This is a genomic window from Variovorax sp. PBL-E5, from assembly GCF_901827185.1.
GTDB lineage: Bacteria > Pseudomonadota > Gammaproteobacteria > Burkholderiales > Burkholderiaceae_C > Variovorax.
The window spans coordinates 4,732,438-4,750,259 of record NZ_LR594671.1; the positions used below are offsets into that span (position 1 = coordinate 4,732,438).

At 67.5% G+C, this 17,822-nt stretch carries 17 protein-coding genes and 1 riboswitch; of the genes, 7 read left to right on the plus strand and 10 right to left on the minus strand.

Features of this window, described 5'->3' with window-relative positions:
• Positions 1–12: 12 nt before the first annotated feature.
• From erpA to rplM, 3 genes are all read right to left on the minus strand, one after another.
• A complete protein-coding gene (erpA, locus tag WDLP6_RS23165) occupies positions 13–378 on the minus strand; it encodes an iron-sulfur cluster insertion protein ErpA (protein ID WP_162569458.1) in 366 nt (121 codons plus the stop codon).
• A 119-nt stretch (positions 379–497) separates the two neighbouring features.
• Positions 498–890: a 30S ribosomal protein S9 gene (rpsI, locus tag WDLP6_RS23170; protein ID WP_162569459.1), complete on the minus strand. Its 393-nt coding sequence runs from the start codon at positions 888–890 to the stop codon at positions 498–500.
• Positions 891–902: 12 nt separating this feature from the next.
• Complete coding sequence (gene rplM, locus WDLP6_RS23175) at positions 903–1,331, minus strand: 50S ribosomal protein L13 (protein WP_162569460.1); 429 nt, start codon at positions 1,329–1,331, stop codon at positions 903–905.
• A 208-nt stretch (positions 1,332–1,539) separates the two neighbouring features.
• Here rplM and WDLP6_RS23180 point away from each other — a divergent pair, with 208 nt between their 5' ends.
• Positions 1,540–2,439, plus strand: coding sequence for a 23S rRNA (adenine(2030)-N(6))-methyltransferase RlmJ (locus tag WDLP6_RS23180; RefSeq protein WP_162594243.1), 900 nt, complete (start codon positions 1,540–1,542; stop codon positions 2,437–2,439).
• A gap of 15 nt (positions 2,440–2,454) precedes the next feature.
• Here WDLP6_RS23180 and WDLP6_RS23185 read toward each other — a convergent pair whose 3' ends face one another.
• The 4 genes from WDLP6_RS23185 to ahcY form a co-directional block, all read right to left on the minus strand.
• On the minus strand, positions 2,455–3,063 hold the full coding sequence (locus WDLP6_RS23185) for a septal ring lytic transglycosylase RlpA family protein (protein WP_232077515.1): 609 nt from the start codon (positions 3,061–3,063) through the stop codon (positions 2,455–2,457).
• Between the two features lie 83 nt (positions 3,064–3,146).
• A complete protein-coding gene (gene metF / locus WDLP6_RS23190; protein WP_162570621.1) occupies positions 3,147–3,980 on the minus strand; it encodes a methylenetetrahydrofolate reductase [NAD(P)H] in 834 nt (277 codons plus the stop codon).
• Positions 3,958–4,755 carry a TlyA family RNA methyltransferase gene (locus WDLP6_RS23195; RefSeq protein WP_162594245.1) on the minus strand — a complete coding sequence of 266 codons (798 nt, stop codon included), beginning with the start codon at positions 4,753–4,755 and terminating at the stop codon, positions 3,958–3,960. Before WDLP6_RS23195 ends, metF begins: the two co-directional genes overlap by 23 nt.
• A 21-nt stretch (positions 4,756–4,776) precedes the next feature.
• Positions 4,777–6,222, minus strand: coding sequence for an adenosylhomocysteinase (gene ahcY, locus WDLP6_RS23200; RefSeq protein WP_162594246.1), 1,446 nt, complete (start codon positions 6,220–6,222; stop codon positions 4,777–4,779).
• A gap of 72 nt (positions 6,223–6,294) precedes the next feature.
• A riboswitch (S-adenosyl-L-homocysteine riboswitch) is annotated at positions 6,295–6,364 on the minus strand.
• 229 nt (positions 6,365–6,593) lie between these two features.
• On the opposite strand from ahcY, the gene WDLP6_RS23205 reads away from it, so the two are divergent.
• Positions 6,594–8,222: a peptide chain release factor 3 gene (locus WDLP6_RS23205; protein WP_162569464.1), complete on the plus strand. Its 1,629-nt coding sequence runs from the start codon at positions 6,594–6,596 to the stop codon at positions 8,220–8,222.
• On the plus strand, positions 8,222–9,028 hold the full coding sequence (locus tag WDLP6_RS23210) for an HAD-IIB family hydrolase (RefSeq protein ID WP_162594247.1): 807 nt from the start codon (positions 8,222–8,224) through the stop codon (positions 9,026–9,028). Before WDLP6_RS23205 ends, WDLP6_RS23210 begins: the two co-directional genes overlap by 1 nt.
• On the opposite strand, the gene WDLP6_RS23215 is transcribed toward WDLP6_RS23210, so the two are convergent.
• The 3 genes from WDLP6_RS23215 to WDLP6_RS23225 form a co-directional block, all read right to left on the minus strand.
• The gene (locus WDLP6_RS23215; protein ID WP_162594248.1) at positions 8,941–10,083 is read right to left on the minus strand and encodes a dihydrodipicolinate synthase family protein; all 1,143 of its coding nucleotides are present in this window, start codon (positions 10,081–10,083) and stop codon (positions 8,941–8,943) included. The genes WDLP6_RS23210 and WDLP6_RS23215 overlap by 88 nt on opposite strands.
• Entirely contained in the window at positions 10,070–11,143 is a 1,074-nt protein-coding gene (locus WDLP6_RS23220; RefSeq protein WP_197910191.1) for an NAD-dependent epimerase/dehydratase family protein, read from the minus strand. Before WDLP6_RS23220 ends, WDLP6_RS23215 begins: the two co-directional genes overlap by 14 nt.
• 101 nt (positions 11,144–11,244) lie before the next feature.
• On the minus strand, positions 11,245–11,919 hold the full coding sequence (locus WDLP6_RS23225; protein WP_162569467.1) for a TetR/AcrR family transcriptional regulator: 675 nt from the start codon (positions 11,917–11,919) through the stop codon (positions 11,245–11,247).
• A gap of 203 nt (positions 11,920–12,122) precedes the next feature.
• Between WDLP6_RS23225 and WDLP6_RS23230 the strand changes: the two genes are divergently transcribed.
• From WDLP6_RS23230 to WDLP6_RS23245, 4 genes are read left to right on the plus strand one after another with little or no spacing between them, the layout of a single operon-like run.
• Positions 12,123–14,243: a hydantoinase/oxoprolinase family protein gene (locus WDLP6_RS23230; protein WP_162594249.1), complete on the plus strand. Its 2,121-nt coding sequence runs from the start codon at positions 12,123–12,125 to the stop codon at positions 14,241–14,243.
• Positions 14,240–15,976, plus strand: a complete 1,737-nt coding sequence (locus WDLP6_RS23235) for a hydantoinase B/oxoprolinase family protein (protein ID WP_162594250.1) — start codon at positions 14,240–14,242, stop codon at positions 15,974–15,976. The genes WDLP6_RS23230 and WDLP6_RS23235 overlap by 4 nt, the downstream gene beginning before the upstream one ends.
• Positions 15,977–16,019: 43 nt before the next feature.
• Complete coding sequence (locus WDLP6_RS23240) at positions 16,020–17,021, plus strand: ABC transporter substrate-binding protein (protein ID WP_232077241.1); 1,002 nt, start codon at positions 16,020–16,022, stop codon at positions 17,019–17,021.
• A 25-nt stretch (positions 17,022–17,046) separates the two neighbouring features.
• Entirely contained in the window at positions 17,047–17,820 is a 774-nt protein-coding gene (locus WDLP6_RS23245; protein ID WP_232077243.1) for an ABC transporter ATP-binding protein, read from the plus strand.
• Positions 17,821–17,822 lie beyond the last annotated feature (2 nt).

Here is a 17,822-nt window from a genome sequence, read left to right on the forward strand (position 1 = left end):
CGACTCATGGCATCAGGCCGAGAAGCTCGATCCGCAGCCGCAGGTGCTGGTGGCGTTGGGGTTCTTGATCACGAACTGGGCGCCCTGCAGGTCTTCCTTGTAGTCGATCTCGGCGCCGACCAGGTACTGGTAGCTCATGGCGTCGATCAGCAGGGAGACGCCGTTCTTGGTCATCGTGGTGTCGTCCTCGTTGGTGATCTCGTCGAAGGTGAAACCGTACTGGAATCCCGAGCAACCGCCGCCTTGCACGAACACGCGCAGCTTGAGCTCGGGGTTGCCTTCTTCGGCGATCAGATCGGCCACCTTGGCAGCAGCGCTGTCGGTGAACAGGATCGGCTCGGGCATCTGGGGTTGGATGTTTTCGGCAACGGCACTCATGGGGAGAACTCCTGATAAGGGGCCGAACGTGCGGCCAATCGGCTCATGCTACCGCAACCAACAAAAAACCGCCCGAAGGCGGTCCTTTGACAGTGCGAGCGGTAAGCCCAAAACGCGGATCAACGCTTGGAGAACTGCTTGCGGCGGCGTGCGGAGTGCAGACCGACCTTCTTGCGCTCGACCTCACGTGCATCGCGCGTCACGAAGCCGGCCTGGCTCAACACCGGCTTGAGCGTCGCGTCGTAGTCGATCAGCGCACGGGTGATGCCGTGGCGCGCGGCGCCGGCCTGGCCCGATTCGCCACCGCCCGCCACGTTGATCATGATGTCGAAGGCTTCGACATTGTTCGTCAGGAAGAGCGGCTGCTTGGCGATCATGATCGACGTCTCGCGGCCAAAGTAGGCCTGGATGTCCTTGCCATTGACCGTGATCTTGCCGGTACCCTTTTTCATGAACACACGGGCGACGCTCGATTTGCGACGGCCGGTGCCATTGTTCCATTCACCAATCATTCTCAAGGCTCCTTACAGTTCCAGCACTTTGGGCTGTTGGGCGGTATGCGGGTGCTCTGCGCCACCGTACACCTTGAGTTTCTTGATCATCGCGTAGCCGAGCGGGCCCTTGGGCAGCATGCCCTTGACGGCCTTTTCCAGGGCGCGGCCCGGATGCTTGGCTTGCATGTCGCGGAAGTTGGTGGCCGTGATGCCGCCCGGATAGCCCGAGTGGCGGTAGTACACCTTGTCGAGCGGCTTGGCGCCGGTGACGCGCAGCTGGGCTGCATTGATGATGACGATGAAGTCACCGGTATCGACGTGAGGCGTGTAAATGGCCTTGTGTTTGCCGCGCAAACGGAGAGCAACTTCGCTGGCTACTCGTCCGAGGACCTTGTCGGTCGCGTCAATCACAAACCACTCGTGCGTCACGTCAGCGGGCTTGGCGCTGAACGTTTTCATGAGTTTCCTTGGAAGGACAGGTTTGGGCGGGCCCTTTTCCACGGTCGGCGTTCCTCTGGCGGGAATCTCTTAGGTGGGGTTCAAATCCTCGCCGCGGGGCCACAAAAGCGCTGCGAAGCCTTCCATTATACGAACAAAAGCGTCTCTGACCAACCCGTACGACACCCGTCAACTCCCTCGAAGACTCTAGGGTGGTTAACATCCAGCGATGTTCAGCTACCGCCACGCCTTCCATGCCGGCAACCACGCCGACGTGCTCAAGCACACGGTGCTGATTGCCACGCTCGACCATCTGCTCGAAAAAGAGACGCCGCTCACGGTGGTCGATACGCACGCAGGCGCCGGCCTGTACCGGCTGGATGGCGACTACGCAGGCACCAGCGGCGAAGCGGCGGAAGGCGTGCTGCGTCTGGTCGCCGGGCAGAAAGCGGCAGCAGCGGCGCCGCTCGCCGACGCACTGGCGCGCTACCTCGGCGTGATCGGCGACTTCAATCCCAAGGGCGGGGCGAAGATCTATCCCGGCTCGCCCTTCATCACCCACCATCTGCTGCGCGAGCAGGACCGGCTCAAACTCTTCGAGCTGCACCCGACCGATGCACGCACGCTCGATGCCAACATCGCCCAGCTCGAGGCCGGGCGCCAGATCGCCGTGCTGCGCGACGACGGCTTCGGCAGTGCGACCCAGTTCCTGCCGCCGCCCTCGCGGCGCGCGCTGGTGCTGTGCGATCCGAGCTACGAGATCAAGAGCGACTACGCGCGCGTGCTCGGCTTCGCCGGCGAGGCGCTCAAGCGCTTCGCGACCGGCACCTACGCCGTGTGGTATCCGATCATCCCGCGCCCCGAAGCGCACGACCTGCCGCGCCGCCTCAAGACGCTGGCGACCAAGGCCGGCAAGCCGTGGCTGCATGCGACGCTCACGGTCAAGTCGAGCAAGATCGTGACGGATGCGTCGGGCGCCACGCACCGCCCGGGCCTGCCGGCGAGCGGCATGTTCCTGATCAATCCACCCTACACGCTGAAGCCGCTGCTCGAAGCCGCGTTGCCGCAGATGGTGGAGCGGCTGGCACAGGATCGCCACGCTGCCTTCTCGCTCGACAGCGGCGGCTGACGCGCGACCCGCGCCTCAGCGGCGCTTGCGCGGCGCCACCTTGCGCACCGGCCTGCCCTTGGATTTCGCCTTGGCCTGCGCAGGTGGCGGATCCTGCGCCGTCGAGACCGGCGATATCGCCGCATCCGCGACGGCGCTGCCGCCGCAGCGGTCGGTGTCCCTGTCCATGATCGACAGCGCAACCTGCTTGATGCCCTGGCCCAGCATCCCGATCGACTCGGCCGCGGCACGGCTCAGGTCGATGATGCGGCCGGCCGCATAGGGCCCGCGGTCGTTGATGCGAACCAGCACCTCACGCCCGTTGACCAGGCTGCGCACGCAGACGCGCGTGTTGAACGGCAGTGTCTTGTGGGCCGCGGTGAAGGCGGTCATGTCGAAGCGCTCGCCGCTCGCGGTCTTGCGCTGGTGGAACTGGATGCCGTACCACGATGCGCCGCCGCGCTCGAAGATCTCGCGCGACCCTTCGTCGCCCGGCAGGCCGTCGTCGGGCGCTTCCCCATAGCCCGACACGGCGAGGTCGTAGCGCACCGAGGGCACCTGCGAACGCGGCGCCGCGCCGGGCGGAAGCGCGGGCTGCGCCGCCAGGGGACGCAGCCCGTTCTTGCCGGCGTCGTCCTTCGACATCTGTGGCCCCGTGGTGCAGGCGGCCAGCGTGCAGATCACGGCCGCGGACAGCGCCGCACGAAGGGCGCCGCGGCGCCGCAAACTCATTCGCTCCAGCCCAGCCGCTGCAGCACGCCGAGCGTCGCAACCGACTGGTTCATCGTGTAGAAATGCAGCGCCGGCGCGCCACCGGCGCACAGCCGCTCGCACAGCGCCGCGACCACGTCGAGGCCGAAGGCCCTGATCGACGCCGTGTCGTCGCCGAAGCTCTGCAGCCGCAAGCGAATCCAGCGCGGAATCTCCGCGCCGCAGGCATCGGAGAAGCGCATCAGCTGCGTCGAACTCGTGATGGGCATGATGCCCGGCACGACCGGCACCGCAAGGCCGAGCTTGCGCACGTCGTCCACGAAGCGGAAGTAGGCCTCGGCGCTGAAGAAATACTGCGTGATCGCCGAGTCGGCGCCTGCGTGCACCTTGGCCGCGAAGGCCTGCAGGTCCGCCTCGGGCGAACGTGCCTGCGGATGCACCTCGGGATAGCAGGCCACCTCGATGTGGAAGTCGCGGCCCGTCTCCTCGCGAATGAAACGCACCAGGTCGCTCGCATACAGGAACTCGCCGCCGATGCCGTAACCGCTCGGCAGATCGCCGCGCAGCGCCACCAGCCGCCGGACGCCCATGGCCTTGAGTTCGGCCAGCTGCGCACGCACCGTCTCGCGCGTCGCGCCGATACAGGAGAAGTGGCTCGCGGCGTCGACGCCTTCGGCCAGGATCTCGCCCACGATGCCGAAGGTGCCGGCATGGGTCGACCCGCCGGCCCCATACGTGACGGAGCAGAACTCGGGCTTCTGCGCATAGAGCTGCTGGCGCACCGCGCGCAGCTTGACCGCGCCTTCGGGCGTCTTGGTCGGAAAGAATTCAAAGCTCAGCGGAAGGCGCACGGCCGGCTCCTGGTTGGCCGTTCGCATGAACGGCATGAATGAAGAATTCGCGGTTGCCATCGCCGCCCGCGATCGGGCTGTCGAACCAATGCAGCACGCGCAGCGCGAGCGCCGCGCAGGCCTCGCGCAGGCGCTGCTCGACCACCGCATACAGCGCGGGATCGCGCACGATACCGCCCTTGCCGACCTGCCCCGGCTGCAGCTCGAACTGCGGCTTGACCAGCATCAGCAGGTCGCCGCCCGGCGCCAGCAGCGGCACCAGCGCCGGCAGCACGAGCGTTTGCGAGATGAATGACAGATCGCCCACGATCAACCCGAAGCGCGCATCGGCGGGCGAAGACGCTGCCCAGGCCTCGGCGCCGAGCGTGCGCGCGTTGACACCTTCGACGGCGGTCACGCGCGCATCCTCGCGCAGCCGCGCATGCAACTGGCCATGGCCCACATCGACGCCGATCACGTGCTCGGCACCCTGCTGCAGCAGGCAGTCGGTGAAGCCGCCGGTCGACTGGCCGACGTCGAGGCAACGCCTGCCGCGCGGATCGATGCCCGCGGCCGCGAGTGCGCCTTCCAGCTTGAGCCCGCCGCGCGAGACGTAGCGCGCCTCGGCCGCATCGAGCAGCTCGAGTTCGGCGTCCACAGGGATCTCGTCGTGGTTCCTGGCGACCGTGCGCCAGTCCGCGCCGTCGCGCCAGCGCAGACCGCCCGCGATCAGCCGCACGGCCTGCGAGCGCGACGCGGCGAGACCGCGTTCGACGAGCAACTGATCGGCGCGCAAAGCGCTACGCGAGTGGGCGTTTCAGTAGCGGTAGGTGTCCGGCTTGTACGGGCCGTTCTTGTCGACACCGATGTAGGCCGCCTGCGCATCGGTCAGCTCGGTCAGCATCGCGCCGACCTTCTTCAGATGCAGGCGCGCGACCTTCTCGTCCAGGTGCTTGGGCAGCACGTAGACCTTGCCGGCATGGTAGGCGTCGGGCTTGGTGAACAGCTCGATCTGCGCGATGGTCTGGTTGGCGAACGACGACGACATCACGAAGCTCGGATGGCCCGTGCCGCAGCCCAGGTTCACGAGCCGGCCCTTGGCCAGCAGGATGATCTTCTTGCCATCGGGGAAGGTGATGTGGTCGACCTGCGGCTTGATCTCTTCCCATTCGTACTTCTCAAGCGAGGCGACGGCGATCTCGTTGTCGAAGTGGCCGATGTTGCAGACGATCGCCTGGTCCTTCATGGCGGCCATGTGCTCGTGGCGGATCACATCGCGGTTGCCGGTGGTGGTCACGAAGATGTCGGCCTTGTCGGCCGCGTACTCCATGGTCACGACCTTGTAGCCTTCCATCGCGGCCTGCAGCGCGTTGATCGGGTCGATCTCGGTCACCCACACCTGCGCGCTCAGTGCGCGCAGCGCTTGCGCCGAGCCCTTGCCGACGTCGCCATAGCCAGCCACGCAGGCCACCTTGCCGGCGATCATCACGTCGGTCGCGCGCTTGATGCCGTCGACCAGCGATTCGCGGCAGCCGTAGAGGTTGTCGAACTTGCTCTTGGTGACCGAGTCGTTGACGTTGATGGCGCGGAACAGCAGCGTGCCCTTGGCGCTCATCTCGTTGAGGCGGTGCACGCCGGTGGTGGTCTCCTCGGTCACGCCGATGATTTCGGCCGACTTGCGCGTGTACCAGGTTGCGTCGAGCGCGAGCTTGGCCTTGATGGCGGCGTAGAGAATGCGTTCCTCGTCGCTGGTCGGGTTGGCGAGCACGCTCTGGTCCTTCTCGGCGCGCTGGCCCAGGTGCATCAGCAGCGTGGCATCGCCGCCGTCGTCCAGGATCATGTTCGGGCCTTCGCCCTTCGAATCCTTGACGCCGAATTCGAAGATGCGGTGCGTGTAGTCCCAGTAGTCCTCGAGCGATTCGCCCTTGATCGCGAACACCGGCGTACCAGCGGCCGCGATGGCGGCGGCGGCATGGTCCTGCGTCGAGAAGATGTTGCACGAGGCCCAGCGCACGTTGGCGCCGAGCGCCTGCAGCGTCTCGATCAGCACCGCGGTCTGGATCGTCATGTGCAGCGAGCCGGTGATGCGTGCGCCCTTGAGCGGCTGGCTCTTGGCGAATTCCTCGCGGATCGCCATCAGGCCGGGCATCTCGGTCTCGGCGATGCGGATTTCCTTGCGGCCCCAGGCAGCGAGCGACAGGTCGGCGATCGCCTGATCGGCGCTGGCCACGGGAGAAGATGCGGATTTGAGAACGGCGCTCATGAAAACTCCAAAACAAGTTTGAGTGATGCCACTGCCTTCGGGGATGACCGGAGAGGGACTCACCGCGAGAACAGCGGGTGAGCGTGGTTGCGATGATGGTCCGAGCCTCACGCCTGATGGCGCTGCAACGCTCCTCGGAGCGCGCATTTTAGCGCGCCCGGATGGGCCGTGTGGTCAGCAGCGGCTCCCGGATCGGCCTGGACTGCGTCGCCCTCCCCCAAACTCCACCGCCACCATGCTGGCCGGGCGCAACGGCTTCCAGCCGCCGCCGTGAGCGCGCGGTGCCCGCGGCACGCGCGAGGGGCGCTCGGTAAAATCGCTGGTTTTGCCTCGACTGCCCGCGCCCGTGAGCGCGCATCGCGTTCACTCCCATGACCTTCGCCTCCGAAACCCGCCGCCGCCGCACCTTCGCAATCATCTCCCACCCGGACGCCGGCAAGACCACGCTGACCGAGAAGCTGCTGCTGTTCTCCGGCGCGATCCAGATCGCCGGCTCGGTCAAGGCGCGCAAGGCCACGCGGCACGCCACTTCCGACTGGATGGAGATCGAGAAGCAGCGCGGCATCTCGGTCGCCTCGTCGGTGATGCAGATGGTCTACCGCGACCACGTCATCAACCTGCTGGACACGCCCGGCCACAAGGACTTCTCCGAAGACACCTACCGCGTGCTGACCGCGGTCGATTCGGCGCTGATGGTGATCGATGCCGCCAACGGCGTCGAGGCGCAGACGCGCCGGCTGATCGAGGTCTGCCGCCAGCGCGACACACCCATCATCACCTTCGTCAACAAGATGGACCGCGAGGTGCGCGAGCCGCTCGAGCTGCTCGACGAGATCGAGCGCGAACTCGGCATGCCCTGCGTGCCGATGACATGGCCCGTCGGCCAGGGCAAGTCCTTCGGCGGCATCATCAACCTGCGCACCGAAGTGATGACCGTCTTCGAATCGGGCAGCGAGCGCCTGCCGCAGGATTTCGACGCCATGCCGCTGACCGATCGCGACGCGCTGCACAAGCGCTTCGGCCGCGAGTTCGACACCGCGATGGAAAGCATGGAACTCGCCACCGGTGCCTCGCCCACCTGGGACCGCGAGGCCTTCCTGGCCGGCAGGCAGACGCCCGTGTTCTTCGGCTCCGGCGTCAACAACTTCGGCGTGATGGAAGTGCTCGATGCATTGGTGGACCTCGCGCCGCCGCCGCAGTCGCGCACCAGCACCACGATGGTCAATCGCCAGCCGGTGGTGAAGGAAATCCAGCCCGAGGACAAGGATTTCGCCGGCGTCGTGTTCAAGGTGCAGGCCAACATGGACGCCAACCACCGCGACCGCATCGCCTTCGTGCGCATGGCATCGGGCCGCTACACGCCGGGCATGAAGCTCAAGGTGCAGCGCACCGCCAAGGAGCTGCGCCCCACCAGCGTCGTGACCTTCATGAGCCAGCGCCGCGAGGCGGTCGAGGAAGCCTACGCGGGCGACATCGTCGGCTTCACCACGCACGGCGGCGTGCAGCTCGGCGACACCATCACCGATGGCGCATCGCTGCAGTTCACCGGCCTGCCCTTCTTCGCGCCCGAACTCTTCATGACCGTGATCCTGAAGAACCCGCTGCGCACCAAGCAATTGCAGCAAGGCCTGGCGCAGCTCGGCGAGGAAGGCGCGATCCAGGTGTTCCGGCCCGAGGTCGGCGGCCCGATGCTGCTGGGCGCGGTCGGGCAACTGCAGTTCGAAGTGGTGCAGCACCGGCTCAAGTCCGAGTACGACGCCGACGTGCGGCTCGAAGGCTGCCAGTACACCGGCGCGCGCTGGATCACCGCCGATACGCCGGCCGAGCTGCGCGCCTTCGTCGATGCCTACCCGGCCCGCATGGCGCGCGATGCGGCCGACACGTTGGCCTATCTCTGCACCTCGCCCTACGACGTGCGGCTGGCGCAGGAGCGCTTTCCGAAGATCCACTTCCATCCGCTGCGCGAGCATGCGGGCCTGGCGCTGCAGACCGCCGGCTGATGAAGACACTCGCCCAATGGCCGCTCGCCGCGCGGCGCGGACTGGTCGGCCTGTTCACCGACATCGACGACACGCTGACCACTGAAGGCGCGATCACGCCCGATGCGCTGCAGGCGCTGGCCGGCCTCCGCGCGGCGGGTCTGCACATGGTCGCCATCACCGGCCGGCCCGTCGGCTGGAGCGAAGCCTTCGCCGCGGCCTGGCCGATCGATGCGATCGTGGCCGAGAACGGCGCCGTCGCACTCGTGCCGTCGCGCGACGGCGGGCTGTCCAAGCGCTACCAACAGGATGCGACCACGCGTGAACACAACTTCGCGCGCATGCAGGCCGTGCTGGCGCGCATCGAGCGCGAGATCCCCGGCGCGCGCCGCGCCACCGATTCAGCCGGCCGCGAATGCGACATCGCGATCGACCACAGCGAGTTCGTGCAGCTCGACGATGCGCAGATCGCCGCCGTCGTCGCGCTGATGCGAAGCGAAGGCATGCACGCCACCGTCAGCAGCATCCACGTCAACGGCTGGTACGGCGAGCACAACAAGCTCGAAGGCGCACGCTGGATCGTGCGCGAGCTCTGGGGCCGCGACCTCGACGCCGAGATGGATCGCTGGGCCTACGTCGGCGACTCGACCAACGATGCGCTGATGTTCGAACGCTTCGTGCACAGCATCGGCGTCGCCAACGTGCGCCGCTTCGAGGCAGCGCTGTCGCATCGGCCGCGCTATGTCGCGCCGAGCGAGCGTGGTGCGGGCTTCGCCGAAGTGGCGGCCGCGGTGCTCGACAGCCGCGCCGGACCCGGCCGAGCCTGATCGGCGAGCCAGCGCGACAGGTTGGCCTTGACGAAGTCGTCGTCGGCCAGATCGGCGTGCAGCGCGCAGACGCGATCGATCTCTTCCTTCTGCCCCGGGCTCAAGCCCTCTTCGGGATCGAGGCACCAGATGCCTTCGAGCAGCCCCTGACGCCGCAACACCTCGTGGCAGCCCGCGATGCAGCCATGGAAGGCATTCGCGACATCGAAGAAGGCGCTGTTGCAGTCGGTCACGCGGCTGTCGAGCGCGAGCAGATCCGCCTCGATCGCGCGGCCGCTGTCCGCTGCGGCCTGACAACGCGCAAGCATGCGCACCGCACCCGAAGTCCAGACCGACCAGTGGCCCAGCAGCCCGCCGCGAAAGCGCACCGTCACCGGCGCACCGTCGCGCATCGCCGTGAACGGCGTCACCAGGTCGAGCACGATATGGTCGTCGTTGCCGGTGTAGAGCGTGACGCGCGACTCGGCGCGCGCGGCCACCACGCCGCGCACCACGTCCAGCGTGCGGTAGCGGTTGAAGGGTGCGACCTTGATCGCGACCACGTTGTCGATCGCGGCGAAGCGGGCCCAGAAGGCCGCGCTCAGGTCCATGCCGCCGACGGCCGGCTGCAGGTAGAAGCCGATCAGCGGGATCTCGGCCGCGACCGCTTCGCAGTGCGCGATCAGCGCGTCCTCGCCCTCGCCTTTCATCGCCGCCAGGCTCAGCAGCCCGGCCTGGTAGCCGAGGCCGCGCGCGAGCTTCGCTTCGCTCAGGGCCTGCGGCGTGCGCCCGCACACGCCCGCGACCATCGCGAGTTCGCGCTGCGGTGTGACCCATGCGCGCGCGGTGTCGATCGCGAGCCGCAGCACCGATTCATACAGCCCGAGCTCGCGGATCGCGAACTGCGTGGTGTGCACGCCGACCGCCAGCCCCCCGGCGCCGGCATCGAGGTAATAGCGCGTCAGCGCACGCTGGCGCCGCGGGTCGAGCCGGCGCTGCGCGTCCAGCGCGAGCGGGTGCGCAGGGATCGCAAGCCCGCGTGCGAGCAGCGCACGGATGTCGTCAGAAGGTGCCATCGCGCACCTCGAACTTGGTCGGTTTGCCGAGGCTCGGACCGCCGTGGCGAACCCAGTCGGCCACCCAGTCGAGCATCGCGCCCAACGGCACCAGCGGATAGCCGAAGAGGCGCGCGGCCTCGGTGGTGTCGGACAGCAGCGCGGTCGAAGCCTCCTGCCCGGTGATCTCCACGGTCACGCCGAGGCGCGCCGCGAATTCGCCGGCCAGCCAGCGCACCGACAGCGTCTCGGGACCGGTGCAGTTGATCGGCGTCGGCGGCACCGTGCAATGCTGCAGCGCGCGCAGCACCTGCGCATTCGCATCGCCCTGCCAGATCACGTTGACATACCCCATGGTCACATCGACCGGCTCGCCGCGATGCACCTTGGACGCGATGTCGAACAGCACGCCGTAGCGCATGTCGATCGCGTAGTTGAGCCGGAACAGCCGCCCCGGCGTGCCGTGCTTGGCGCCGAAGTACTCGAACATGCGCTCGCGGCCGATGCACGACTGCGCGTACTCGCCGACCGGCCCGGGCAGCGTGCGCTCGCTGGCGCCCTGGCGGCCGATGGTCGTCAGCGGATAGACGTTGCCGGTCGAGAAGCTGACGATGCGCGCGTCGCGAAAGGTATCGGCCACCAGCGCCGGCACATGCGTGTTCATGGCCCAGGTCAGCGCCTGGTTGTCCTTGGCGCCGAACTTGTGGCCGGCCGCGAACACGATGTGGGGCACGCGCGGCAGCGCCTCGATGGCCGCGCGGTCGAGCAGGTCGCAGGCGATGGTCTCGATGCCCCAGCCCTCGAGCCGCTCGCGCACGCGCGCATCGCTGAAGCGCGCGACGCCGATCACGCGCTTGCGGGGCGCGGCACGCTTGGCCAGCCGGGCCAGCGTCGGGCCCATCTTGCCGGCGACGCCGAGGATCATCAGGTCGCCCTCGATCTGCGCCAGATCGTCGACCAGCGCCTGGCTCGGCCGTGACAGGAATTCATCGAGCGCCTCGACCGAATCGAAGCGCGTCGGCAGGGCGGCGGGGTCGAGCAGCGGCGTGTCTGGCTGGCTCGGTGAGGAGGATGTCGGCATCGAAGAAAGCTCGGCGTTCAGGTCGTTGCCGATCAGCTTAGAAGGGTGGCCGGGTGTTGTCAACCGTTTGGTTGAATTCCAGCTGGGCGAGCCGATCGACGTCAGGGAGAAGGAGCCGGCTGCCTCTGCCCGTAGCACAGGTAGCTGATTACCATCTCGGTCGCGTGATGCAGGCGCGCCTGGATGCGTTCCGGCGTACCCAGATCGACATCCAGCACATAGGACAGCGTGTAGCGGTTGGTGATGAAGTACGAGCCCAGCCCCGAGATCGACACGTAGAGATCGACCCAGTCCGCGTCACTGCGGAACACGCCCTGTTGCTTGCCCTTCTCCAGCACATGAGCAAGCGCCGTGCGCAGCGGATTGAACATCGCACTGATCTGCTTGGACTTGCGGATGTGCTTGGCCTTGTGCAGGTTCTCGGTCGACAGCAGCTGCAGCAGATCGGGCTGGTCGATGAAATGCTGGATGGTCTTGGTCACCAGCTCGCGCATGTCCTCGACCGGGTTGTCGCCGCCGAGCGCGAGTTCGTTCTGCCGGTCGCGCATGGCGCCGTAGGCGTGCTCCATCACTTCGATGAACAAGGCTTCCTTGCTCGCGAAGTAGTGATAGACGAGGTTCTTGCTGATCTTGCAGCGCGCCACGATGGCATCGATGCGCGCGCCGTCGTAGCCGTGCGCGGCGAACTCCTTGCTCGCGATCTTGACGATGCGTTCGCGGGTGGCCTGCGCGTTGCGCGGCCGGCGCTTGGGGCCGGCGACCTTGGTTTCTGTCATGGCTTCACCGGTCTCCTTCGGGCTGCGCCCAACCCGGCCGCGCGAGTTTAGCGGCCCGGTTCTTTACTGCGGAAAACTCGCGTTGACAAACCGCCATTCCATCTCCTATATTTCGCCCACTATTGGACTAGCCAGTTAGTTAGTTCGATGATCGATGGACCAGATTATCAACCAGCCGCGAGGCAAGTGAAACGGAGTAGGGGATGAACTTGACCCAGCACGCCCCTGGAGGCGTCCGCGTCGGATGCGACATTGGAGGCACCTTCACGGACATCGTCCTGGCCCTGCCCGACGGCCGGCTGTTCGTGAACAAGACCTCGACCACGCCCGACAACCTCGGCCAGGCGATCGTCGACGGCCTCGGCGCTTTGATCAAACAGGCCGGCGTGGCGCCCTGCGACATCACCGAGATTGTGCACGGCACCACCACCGCCTCGAACACGATCCTGCAGAAGGTCGGGGCGCCGACCGGCGTGCTGACCACGGAGGGCTTTCGCGACGTGCTGGAGATCGGCCGCATCCGCACGCCGACGATGTTCGACCTCGGCTGGTCCAAGCCCGAGCCGCTGGCCACGCGCCGCTGGCGCCGCGGCATCCGCGAGCGCATCGATGCGCAGGGCCGCATCGTCACCGCGCTCGATGCCGAACAGCTGCTCGCCGAGACGCGGCAGCTGGTCGACGAGGGCGTGAGCTCGCTCGCGATCTGCTTTCTCAACAGCTACATCAATCCGGCGCACGAGCTCGCGGCCAAGGCACTGCTGCAGCAGCATTTCCCGCAGCTTCTGCTGAGCGTCTCGTGCGAAGTGCTGCCCGAAATCAAGGAGTACGAGCGCACCAGCACGACGGTCGTCAACGCCTACATCCTGCCGGCGATGCGGACCTACCTCGCGCGTTTGCGCGACGACCTCACGCGCATGGGCATCACGGCCTCGCTGCAGGTGATGGCCTCCAACGGCGGCATGATGGGCCTCGCCTCGGCCAGCGACAAGCCCGTGTTCGCAGTGGCTTCGGGGCCGGCGGGCGGCGTCGCGGGTGCGGTCGAGATCGGCGCGCTCGGCGGCGACGCCGACCTGATCGTGTTCGACATGGGCGGCACCACCGCCAAGGCCTCGATCATCGCCAACGGCCAGCCTTCGCTGACCAACGAGTACGAGTTCCGCAACGGCATCAGCGCGCCGAGCCGCTTCGTCAAGGGCGGCGGCTACGTGCTCAAGGTGCCGGCGATCGACATCGCCGAAGTGGGCGCCGGCGGCGGCTCGATCGCGTGGATCGATGCCGGCGGTTTGCTGTGCGTCGGTCCCGAGTCGGCGGGGGCGCATCCGGGCCCGGCTTGCTACGGCAACGGCAACCCGCACCCGACGGTGACCGATGCCAACATGGTGCTCGGCTACCTCAATCCCAAGGCGCTCGCGGGCGGCAGCCTGAAGGTGTCGCCCGAACTGTCGAAGGCCGCGATCGAGCGCGACGTCGGCCGCCCGCTCGGGCTCGACCTGCTGGCCGCCGCGCACGGCGTGCGCCAGCTCGCCAACGTCAGCATGGCGCGCGCGATCCGCGCCGTCACGGTCGAGCGCGGCCGCGATCCGCGCGAGATGTCGATGATCGCCTTCGGCGGCGGCGGTCCGCTGCATGCGGTCGCGGTGGCACGGCTGCTCGGCATCCGCCGCGTGATCGCGCCGATCATGGCCGGCGTGTTCTGCTCCGCCGGCATGCTGTCGGCCGATGCCGAGCACAACTTCGTCAAGGCCGTGCTGCGGCCGCTCGCGGATTGCGCACCGGCCGACATGGGCGCGATCGCGAACGCGCTGGCCGACAAGGGCTACACCGTGCTGGCCTCCGAAGGCTATCCGCCGGAAGACGCGAGCGCCGTCCTGGCCGCCGATCTGCGCTACCTGGGCCAGAGCTCCGAACTCACGGTGCCGCTGAAATCGGCGCGTTTCGATGCCGAGGTGGTCGCGCAGCTGACGCGCGACTTCCAGGCGATGTACCAGCAGACCTTCGGCTACAGCAGCGACGAGCCGCTGGAGCTGGTCAACCTGCGCGTCGCCGCGCACGGCCGCAGCAAGCACCGGCTCGACTTCGCCCGCTGCCAGGTCGATGCGACCGCGCTGCAGGGCGAGACCACCACCCGGCTCGTGAGCTTCGCCGCCGGCGCAGCGCCGGTGATGACGCACGTGGTGCCGCGCGCCAGCATCGGCGCCGACGCGCAGCAGGGCCCGCTGGTGATCGAGTCCTACGACACCACCATCGTTGTCCCGCCGCACTGCAGCGTGCGTTCGGACGCGATCGGCAACATCATCATCGACCTCGAGGAGTCAACGCAATGAGCATCGCCATCGACCCGATCACCTTCGCCGTGATCAAGAACGCCATGGACTCGATCGTCGACGAGGTCGCCTACACCGTGCTGCGCACCGCGCGCTCGGAGATCGTCAAGGACGTGATGGACTACTCGGCCGCGATCTGCGACCGCGAGGGCCGGATGATCGCGCAGGCCAAGACCATCGCGCTGCACCTGGGCGCGATTCCCGAAGCGATGGCCGCGGTCCACGCGCGCTACGGCCATGACCTCGCGCCGGGCGATGCGGTGATCGTCAACGACCCGTACCAGGGCGGCATGCACCTGCCGGACATCTTCATGTTCGTGCCCTTCTTCTACCAGGGCCAGCTCGAAGGCTTCTGCGTCGTGATCTGCCATCACACCGACGTCGGCGGCCGCGTGCCGGGCTCCAATGCGAGCGACTCGACCGAGATCTACCAGGAAGGCCTGCGCATCCCGGTGGTCAAGCTCTACGACGCCGGCCGTGTCAACGACATCATGGAGCGCGTGATCGCGCAGAACGTGCGCGTGCCGGACCGCGTGCTCGGCGACCTGCGCGCGCAGTACGCGGCCTGCCAGGTCGGCGTGCGCGAACTCACGAACCTGCTCGACCGCTACGGCCGCGAGCGCGCACGCGCCTACTTCGCCGAACTGCTCGACTACGCCGAGCGTCTGACCCGCGCCGAGATCCGCACCTGGCCCAAGGGCACCTTCACCTTCGAGGACTTCATCGACGACGACGGCCTGTCGCCCGAGCCGATCCCGATCCGCGTCGCACTGACGGTGCACGAGGACCACGTGAGCGTCGACTACACCGGCTCGTCGCCACAGGTGCGCGCCGCCATCAACTCCACGCGCTCGTACACCAACTCCTGCACCTACCTGAGCGTGCGCTGCGCGCTCAAGGGCGACGTGCCGAACAATGCCGGCGTGTTCCGCTGCGTCGAGATCCACGTGCCCGAAGGCACGGTGCTGAACCCGGTCGAGCCGGCCGCTGTCGCGGCACGCGCGCTGACCGGCTACCGCGTGTTCGACACCATGCTCGGCGCGCTCGCGCAGGTGGTGCCCGACCGCATCCCGGCGGCGGGCGAAGGCGGCAACACCGTCGTCTGCCTGTCCGGCAAGCGCGACGACGGCAAGCCCTACATCATCGTCGACATGGTCTGCGGCGCCTGGGGTGCGCGGCCGCATGCCGACGGTGTCGAGGCCATCACCAACGCATCGCAGAATCTTTCCAACACGCCGATCGAGACGCTGGAGGCGCAGCACCCGGTGCGCGTCGAAGCGTACGAACTCGAGCCCGACACCTGCGGCGCCGGCCGCTGGCGCGGCGGGCTCGGCATCCGGCGCAGCTACCGCGTGCTCGGCGACGACGTGCTGCTGCAACTGCGCGCCGATCGCATGAAGTTCCGGCCCTACGGCCTCGACGGCGGCGAGCCCGCATCCCCGGCCTCGAACATCCTCACGCGCGGCGATGTCGACGAATCGCTGCCGAGCAAGATCGGCGTGCAGATCGCACGCAACGACAAGGTGACGCACATCCAGCCGGGCGGCGGCGGATTCGGCCATCCCTTGCTGCGCCCCTTGACCGAGATCGAGAAGGACGTCTGGAACCACAAGCTGAGCGCGGCCTTCGTGCGTCAGCACTACCTCGCGGTCGTCGATCCGGACACCGGCAAGGCCGACGCCGCTGCCACCCAGGCCCTGCGCGACGCGCATGCCGCCGCCCTCCCCGCCTGACGCTTCCCACCCGCAACCCGCAACCTGCAACCGGAGAATCACAATGAAGAGAAGGACCCTGAGCACCGGCCTGGCAGCCATGATCGCGCTGCCCGCCCTTTCCCTCGGCAGCGCGCCGGCGCGCGCGCAAGGTGTCGCGAAACTGCGCGTGAAGCTGGACTTCTCGCCCTGGGGCATGCATGGCGCGATGCACCTGGCGCTGCAGAAAGGCCTGTTCAAGGCGCAGGGCCTGGACGTCGAAGTGCAGGACGGCACCGGCACCATCTCTACCCTGCAACTGCTGTCGGCAGGCCAGGCCGACATCGGGCAGGTCGCGCTCGGCACCATGGCGGTCGCGAAGGAGAACGGACTCGACCTGATCTCGGTCGCGGGCTTCGCGCGCACCGGCGACCTCGCCGTGCTGATGGACCAGTCGCAGGGCATCCAGAAGCCCAAGGACCTCGCCGGCAAGAAGATCGTCTGCTTCACGACCAGCCCGTGGGCCCCCTTCATCGAGCCTTTCCTCAAGGCCAACGGCATGACCAAGAGCAGCATCGAGCTGGTGATGGTCGCGCCGAGCGCCATGATCTCGACCTACGCCTCCGGCAACAGCGACGGCTTCATGTCGCAGGCGCCCTTCGGCCAGCCGATGGTGCTGAAGACGCGCAAGGCCTCGGCGCTGCTGCTCGGCGACAGCGGTATCAGCTTCCCGAGCTACGGCCTCGCGCTGACACCCAAGACGCTCGAGAGCAAGCGCGAGGCGATCGGCAAGTTCGTGCAAGTGCAGGTCAAGGCCTGGCAGTACATCTACGACGGCCACGTCGACGAGGCGGTGGCCGCGATCGTCGCCCAGCGGCCGAACGCCAAGCTCGACCCCGACGTGCTGAAGGGCCAGATCGTCGCCTACCGCGCCTTCTTCGAAAGCCCGAGCAGCAAGAACCTCGCCTTCGGCCTGCAGACCGATGCCGATTGGGCCGCGGCCATCAAGTCGATGGAGCAGACCAGCCAGATCAAGCCCGGCCACAAACCCTCGGACTACTACACCAATGCGCTCCTATCCGTCTGAACCCGCACCCGCGAGGAGCACTGCCGTGTCCGCCTTTCTCGAGATCGAGCGACTCAACAAGATCTACAAGTCCGAGCGCAAGCCGATCCACGCGCTGCAGGACATCGATCTGCACATCGAGGAAGGCGAGTTCGTCAGCATCGTGGGCCCGAGCGGCTGCGGCAAGAGCACGTTGATGCGCTGCATGGCCGGCCTCGAGCCGATCAGCACCGGCCGGCTGGCGCTGCACGGCAAGGCCATCGATGCGCCGCCCGCCGACATGGGCGTGGTGTTCCAGCGCGACCTGCTGCTCGAGTGGCGCAACATCCTCGACAACGTGCTGGTCGCGGCCGAGTTCCACGACCTCGACCGCCGCCAGCACGAAGCGCGTGCGCGCGAACTGCTTGGCCTGTTCGGGCTGTCGGCTTTTCTCGACCGTTTTCCACGCGAGCTCTCGGGCGGCATGCGGCAGCGCGTCTCGATCTGCCGCGCGATGTTGCTCGACCCGCAGCTGCTGCTGATGGACGAACCCTTCGGCGCGCTCGATCCGTTCACGCGCGACGAACTCAACGTCGAGCTGCAGCGGACCTGGCTGGCGACACGCAAGACCGTCGTCTTCATCACCCATTCGATCAGCGAGGCGATCTACCTCGGCGGCCGCGTGGTGGTGATGGCGCGCGGGCCGGGCCGCATCGCCGACATCGTCCCGATCGAACTCGAGCGCCCGCGCGGCCTCGACATTCGCGAGACGGCGGAGTTCGCCGCCTACGTGGCGCGCATCCGCGACACCTTCCGAAACGTCGGCATTTTCAAGGGCTGAGA

What these genes read in the sequence shown, in the direction of transcription:
- erpA (WP_162569458.1), bottom strand. Translation starts at nt 378, where the DNA reads ATGAGTGCCGTTGCCGAAAACATCCAACCCCAGATGCCCGAGCCGATC.
- rpsI (WP_162569459.1), bottom strand. Translation starts at nt 890, where the DNA reads ATGATTGGTGAATGGAACAATGGCACCGGCCGTCGCAAATCGAGCGTC.
- rplM (WP_162569460.1), bottom strand. Translation starts at nt 1,331, where the DNA reads ATGAAAACGTTCAGCGCCAAGCCCGCTGACGTGACGCACGAGTGGTTT.
- WDLP6_RS23180 (WP_162594243.1), top strand. Translation starts at nt 1,540, where the DNA reads ATGTTCAGCTACCGCCACGCCTTCCATGCCGGCAACCACGCCGACGTG.
- WDLP6_RS23185 (WP_232077515.1), bottom strand. Translation starts at nt 3,063, where the DNA reads ATGTCGAAGGACGACGCCGGCAAGAACGGGCTGCGTCCCCTGGCGGCG.
- ahcY (WP_162594246.1), bottom strand. Translation starts at nt 6,222, where the DNA reads ATGAGCGCCGTTCTCAAATCCGCATCTTCTCCCGTGGCCAGCGCCGAT.
- WDLP6_RS23205 (WP_162569464.1), top strand. Translation starts at nt 6,594, where the DNA reads ATGACCTTCGCCTCCGAAACCCGCCGCCGCCGCACCTTCGCAATCATC.
- WDLP6_RS23210 (WP_162594247.1), top strand. Translation starts at nt 8,222, where the DNA reads ATGAAGACACTCGCCCAATGGCCGCTCGCCGCGCGGCGCGGACTGGTC.
- WDLP6_RS23215 (WP_162594248.1), bottom strand. Translation starts at nt 10,083, where the DNA reads ATGGCACCTTCTGACGACATCCGTGCGCTGCTCGCACGCGGGCTTGCG.
- WDLP6_RS23220 (WP_197910191.1), bottom strand. Translation starts at nt 11,143, where the DNA reads ATGCCGACATCCTCCTCACCGAGCCAGCCAGACACGCCGCTGCTCGAC.
- WDLP6_RS23225 (WP_162569467.1), bottom strand. Translation starts at nt 11,919, where the DNA reads ATGACAGAAACCAAGGTCGCCGGCCCCAAGCGCCGGCCGCGCAACGCG.
- WDLP6_RS23230 (WP_162594249.1), top strand. Translation starts at nt 12,123, where the DNA reads ATGAACTTGACCCAGCACGCCCCTGGAGGCGTCCGCGTCGGATGCGAC.
- WDLP6_RS23235 (WP_162594250.1), top strand. Translation starts at nt 14,240, where the DNA reads ATGAGCATCGCCATCGACCCGATCACCTTCGCCGTGATCAAGAACGCC.
- WDLP6_RS23240 (WP_232077241.1), top strand. Translation starts at nt 16,020, where the DNA reads ATGAAGAGAAGGACCCTGAGCACCGGCCTGGCAGCCATGATCGCGCTG.